The organism is Sutcliffiella horikoshii (genome assembly GCF_008180725.1).
GTDB lineage: Bacteria > Bacillota > Bacilli > Bacillales > Bacillaceae_I > Sutcliffiella_A > Sutcliffiella_A horikoshii_B.
This window is the reverse complement of record NZ_VTEV01000001.1, coordinates 805,135-811,509: the sequence shown is the minus strand read 5'-3', so window position 1 is coordinate 811,509 and position 6,375 is coordinate 805,135. Positions and strand designations below refer to the sequence as shown.

3 protein-coding genes are annotated in these 6,375 nt (G+C 35.0%); all 3 read left to right on the top strand.

All coding sequences use genetic code 11. The features are described 5' to 3' along the window. The coding region (locus FZC76_RS03960; RefSeq protein WP_148986953.1) for an AMP-binding protein at positions 1-286 on the top strand (286 nt) is incomplete at its 5' end. Then, positions 283-4,749: an amino acid adenylation domain-containing protein gene (locus tag FZC76_RS03955; RefSeq protein ID WP_148986952.1), complete on the top strand. Its 4,467-nt coding sequence runs from the start codon at positions 283-285 to the stop codon at positions 4,747-4,749. The genes FZC76_RS03960 and FZC76_RS03955, both read left to right, overlap by 4 nt. Further along, the gene (locus FZC76_RS03950; RefSeq protein ID WP_148986951.1) at positions 4,727-5,665 is read left to right on the top strand and encodes a GHMP family kinase ATP-binding protein; all 939 of its coding nucleotides are present in this window, start codon (positions 4,727-4,729) and stop codon (positions 5,663-5,665) included. Before FZC76_RS03955 ends, FZC76_RS03950 begins: the two co-directional genes overlap by 23 nt. Positions 5,666-6,375: the final 710 nt, after the last annotated feature.

Below are 6,375 nucleotides of genomic sequence, written 5' to 3'. Positions count from 1 at the left end.
GCGAGGTTACTTAAATGACCCTGAACATACGGCTCAAGCGTTTCTTCCCAATCCTTTTAAGGATGGCATGGGGGACAGAATATATAAAACTGGTGATTTAGCACGCTTTACACTAGATGGAAGAATGATATTTGTATCTCGTTCGGATTTTCAAGTAAAGATACGGGGGTATCGTATTGAACTTGGTGAGATAGAAGCAGCTTTATTGAAACATGATGCAGTCAGTCAATGTTTGACTATAGCACGTGAAGATAAAAATGGGCAAAATCGTATAGTCAATGTTTGACTATAGCACGTGAAGATAAAAATGGGCAAAATCGTATTCTAGCTTATGTAGTACTCTATGAATCAGGAAATGTGGTAGAAATCCGACAATATTTACAGTCAAATCTACCAGAGTATATGGTGCCAGAACATATCATTGTGTTAGAAAAGATGCCTCTTAACAGAAATGGAAAGATTGATCGTAAAGCATTACCTGAACCAAATGAGTTAGAACGAATGAGCAGTGGTTACACTGGTCCAAGAAATGAGTTGGAACAAAGGTTAGTGGAAATTTGGGAAGAAGTGCTTGAAGTAAGTCCTATAGGTATCGATGATAATTTCTTTGACCTTGGAGGACATTCGTTAAAAACTATACAAATTCGTTCCCGAATCAAACGTATGCTTTCTATTGATATAGAGCTGAAGGATTTATTTGATTATCAATCTATTCGAGAACTTGTATTAGTTTTAAATGGAGAAGTGGATGGGGATTTAAAGAAGAAAGAGGGGAGTATAGAACCGATTGCTCATTCTGATTATTATCCAATGTCACATGCGCAAAGACGTCTATTCTTTCTCCATTCACTAGAACCAGATAATCTATCTTATAATATACCCGTTGCTATTGAACTTAAAGGTACTTTGAATTTAGAAGCTTTAGAACAAGCTTTACATCTACTAATAAATAGACATGAAGTACTTCGTACTACTTTTGACATATATAACGGACAGCCTGTACAACATATTTCAGACTATTTAATGAATCAATATTCATTTGTAGATTTGTCAGGTGAAGAAGAAATATTAAAGATGCAGATGATTAAAAAAATTAGAAAGGAAGAAGAAGAAACTTGTTTTGACTTAAGAAAAGGTCCCTTATTTCGAATACGTCTTATCAAGATTGCTAATGATTACTTTGAACTATGGATGAATATGCACCATATTATTGGTGACTACTGGTCATGGCAGATATTATTTAAAGATTTAGATAGTATTTATAAAGCATGTTGCGAGGAGCAAATACCATTATTAAAACCCTTAACCATTCAATATAAAGATTATGCAAACTGGCAAAATCAACGTCTAGAGAATGGACATCTACAAGAATCAGAGAACTATTGGTTAGAACAATTAAGTGGAGATTTACCAATTCTTGATCTTCCGGCCGATTTTACCCGTTCATCGTTACAGAATTATACTTCTGATAGTGAAATTATCAAGATAAATCAAAATAGTCTAAATATTTTAAGGGGAATAGCACAAGAACAGGGAGCAACACTTTATATCACACTTTTATCAACTGTTGGATTATTTTTATCTCGGATGAGTGGACAACAAGATATTGTAATTGGGACACCAGAGGCAGGACGAGATCATGTTGAATTAGAAAGGTTAGTTGGTTTCTTCGTAAATACGCTTCCTTTACGGTTGAAACTTAGTAATGACCAGACTTTTATTGATTTGGTTAAACACTGCAAAAAAATTGCGCTTGATGCATATGCACACCATGAGTATCCTTTTGATAAATTAGTCGAAAAAATTAAATTAGAACGCAATTTAAGTCAATCACCGATTTTTTCAGTAATGTTTCAATTGATTCACAAGGAAACACCAGAAGATATGTGTAATTTATCTGTTCGTCAATTGCCCAATGAAACAAAAATGACGAATTTTGATTTAATGATTATTTGTTCTGAAACCCAAGCAGGATTGGATATAAACTTTCAATATCGAACTGATCTTTATAAAAAAGAAACGATAAAACGCTGGATAAATCAATTTGATTTTATGTTAGATAGCATTCTGCAAGATGCAAGCCAAAGAGTTTCGGAAATTTGTATTATAGATGATTTTCAGCGGAGTGAGTTATTGGATAATTTTAATGAAACTGCAAAGGATTATTTCGATAAGGGGACACTTATAGATCAATTTGAGGAACAAGTAGAACGGACACCGGAATCGATAGCGGTCGTATATGAAGAACAGCGACTCACGTACCGAGAGTTAAAYGAGAAAGCCAATCAATTGGCTCATTATTTACAGAAACGAGGAATAGGACCAGAGTCGATGGTAGGGCTCGCTATCGAACGATCTCTGGAGATGATAATAGGTTTGTTTGGCATCATGAAAGCGGGAGGAGCGTATGTGCCACTTGATCCCTCCTATCCAGGGAAACGATTAAAATATCTTGTTGAAGATGCAGGGATACAAGTTCTTGTGACGAAAGAAGCGTTACAGCCGCTGTTCCCAGATGACATCGAAGTCGTTTGTCTTGATAGGAATCAAGGTGAAATATCCCAGGAAAGTAAGGAAACACCTAATAGCGGAGTGACTGAAGGGAATTTAGCTTATGTGATTTATACATCTGGTTCTACAGGGAATCCAAAGGGAGTGATGATAGAACATCGCAGTCTAATAAACTATTTAAAATGGGCTTTAGATGCTTACGAGGTAGAAAAAGGAATTGGAGCAATTGTCTCCTCATCATTAGCATTTGATGCAACAATTACTAGTTTATTTACTCCTTTATTAAWTGGTAGTAAAGTGATATTGCTTAAAGAAGGAAAAGAAATTGAGCAGTTAAATGAAGTGTTAAAAACATATAATAATTTGAGTTTGCTGAAGATTACACCCGCACATCTTCAAGTACTTAATCAGAAACTATTGTCTGTAGACTTAAAGAATAGGGTCCGAACAGTTGTAATTGGAGGAGAAACGCTCCTTGGTGAAAATATTTCATTTTGGAAGGAGGTTGCTCCTGAGACCAACATAATAAATGAATATGGACCTACGGAAACAGTAGTCGGTTGTTGTGTATATAATGTATCTGAAATTAGACAAGGTATTGTTCCGATTGGTCGTCCAATAAGTAATACTGAGTTATATGTGATGGATTCAGAGATGGAACTAGTACCAATTGGAGTGGTTGGTGAGCTATATATTGGCGGTGCAGGATTAGCCCGAGGATATTTAAACCGACCGGAATTAACTCAAGAACGTTTTGTTTCTCATCCATTCAAGGAAGGAGAACGTTTGTATCGAACCGGAGATCTGGTACGGTATCTTCCCGATGGGAATTTAGAATGTATCGGGCGAATTGATAACCAAGTGAAAATAAGAGGGTACCGAATAGAATTAGGAGAAATTGAAGCCACTTTATATGAACACCATTCTGTGAGAGAAGTAGTGGTGGTAGCTAGGGAAGATAACCCGGGAGATAAGCGACTTGTAGCTTATGTGGTTGGAGACGGAAGTGCAGAAGAATGGAGAGAACATCTGAAGAATCAGCTGCCAACACACATGATTCCAGCACATTTTGTGAACATGGAGGCGATGCCACTCACGCCAAATGGGAAAATCGATAAAAAACACCTAGAAGCGTTGGAAGTTTCATTCTGCAATAACAAAAAATACAATAAAGTACCAAGGAACCTTAATGAGTTAAAAATGGTTAGTATTTGGGAAGAATTGCTTGGTGTTGAGAATATAGGAGTTGATGATAATTTCTTTACCATTGGTGGTCATTCTCTAAAAGCACTACTCTTACAGAATACTATTAGCAAGGAATTTAATTTGGAAGTGCCATTAACTGCATTGTTTAAGAACCCTACAGTCGCTGAACTTTGTGCATATTTAGAAGAGGATACCGTGGAAAGTAAAGACCGTATGATTCAACTTCAGAAAGGTGATGCAAAACAGCCACCATTAATAATTATTCATCCACAAGGAGGCGGTGTACTGTCTTATATCCATCTGGTCAAAGCTTTAGGGTTTCATGAAACAGTATATGGAATACAGGCTGTTGGTTATGAAGCAGATGAACAACCATTGACTAGTATTAAAGATATGGTTGAATTATATGTTAAAGAAATTCGACGTGTTGTTCCTCAAGGACCTTATCGTTTGATGGGGTGGTCTTTCGGTGGAATAGTTGCTTATGAGATAGCAAGAGAATTGGAATATTTAGGAGAGAAAGTTGAATTTCTTGGTTTACTTGATGTTCAACCATTAGGCAACATTGTAGATTCAAATCATAAATATACAGAACGAGATGCATTGGAATATCTAGCTTCTTTGTTAGACATTGACTTTATTCAAATATTCGATTTAGATTTAGAAAAATCTGTTAATTTATTATTGGAAAATTCTAAGGAAAAAGATGTGAGAACACTAGGTATGACAGCTGATTCAATTCATCGAAAAATTAAGGTTATGGTTGCTTGCGGTAAGGCCATGTATAATTATCAATTCTCCCATTCTATTGAATCAGACCTTTATTTGTTTAATGTACAAGAAGTAAAACATTTTCATTCATTGGTTGACCCCAAGGAATGGTATAAACGTACTACTGGTATGGTTAATGTATTTAGTGTTCCTGGTGACCATAATAGTATGATTGAACCTCCACATGTGAGCGAGTTAGGTGAATTGATTTCGAGTTGTTTAATGGCAAGAGAGGTGTATGATGTTAAATCAGTTAAATAAATTTGTAATTAATCAAGTTGGTAAGGGAGCTTGCTTTGGAACGTTTGGAGAACTGTTACAGGGCGTTGATGCTAAGAGTGGTTTTGATTTTCTCGTGACCCTTCCAATAGATAAATACTCTTGGGCTGAATTCATACCCGATTTGTCAAATCAGTTGGAAGTAATCCCAGAATATAAACAAAAGTCAATTCTTCTTGCGACTAGGTTGCTAAAGTATTTCAATTTACCATTGAGCGGTAAATTGATTATTCAGAGTAACTTGCCAATGGGAAAAGGGTTGGCAAGTTCTTCGGCTGATTTAGTAGCTACTGCACGAGCAATACAATCAGCTTATGATTTTGAGCTCCCGATTAAATTATTACAGAAGTTTTTAAAAGAAATTGAGCCTACTGACGGTGTAATGTACTCTGGGATAGTATCTTTTTATCACAGAGAAGTACAAATAAAAGAGATGTTTGGATCCATACCACCTTTAACTATTGTTGCAATAGATGAAGGTGGAGAAGTAAACACTATTAATTATAATAATGAAAAAAAACCGATTAACTTTAAGGATAAATTAGAATATACACAATTAAACAATAAATTAAAGATAGCTATCCAGGAACAGGATGTCCGTGCCATTGGAAAAGTGGCAACACGAAGTGCGATAATGAATCAAAAAAGGCTTGAGAAACGATCTCTAAATCATTTTTTACAAATCTCGGAACAATTCAATACATTAGGTATTACGGTTGCACATAGTGGTACATTTATTGGATTGATGCTTTGGCAACAAGACAAAGATTATAACAATAAACTGAGGCAGGTAACCGAAAAATTGGAAAAGAAGTATGGTGAAGTACATGTATTTTCAACTCTATCAAATACTAAATCTTATACAGAAGAAATAATAAAAAGTTTACCTGGAGGTTGAGACGGGATGGACATGAAAATTCCTTGGTTAGGTTATGTTGTCTAAGTTTTAATTCTTTACCAAGTTAGAAGTTCTTGTCTTTTTAATTTATTCTAATGGAAATTTCATGATCAAAACTCTGCTTCAAAGAAGGCGACCAATGGAGCATAAAGTGTATGGATCTTTTAAGTACAGAGATCGGTAAATCTAATGAGTTAATTTTGGAATGATCTCACAAACGCTGTTCCATTTAAACGCATTTATATCAAACGAAATAAAAAGCACTTTGGTTTGATGTCTTTCAAATTCGGAGTGAGAATCGATTCTGAAATATTGGAAAATTAAAAAATTTACCCATAGCCTTTCTAAGCTGACCATTTAGAGACTGTTAAATTCTGCGAAGCACTCCTGTTAATAAGTAAGTAAAAGTTTAATAAAATCACTGAATATGTCTACCTGCAAGCAGTCGAAGGAAAAGAACCGGAAATCAATATTAAAAGAGTATTACTAATAATGTAATTTATTTTACATTTTTTGAAATAAATTACTTAGCATTGAGATCATTAATTGAACCTAACTTCCTTTTAAGTTTGACATATTAAGAGATGCTATTGGCTCTTAGAAATGAGTACACAGCAACGAACTAGGTTATATCAGCCAATGGACAGTAGATACTTTTATGTCTGTTTTAATTATCTCCACTTAACTAATTGTTAATTTATAAAAAAGGA

What these genes read in the sequence shown, in the direction of transcription:
- FZC76_RS03950 (WP_148986951.1), top strand. Translation starts at nt 4,727, where the DNA reads ATGATGTTAAATCAGTTAAATAAATTTGTAATTAATCAAGTTGGTAAG.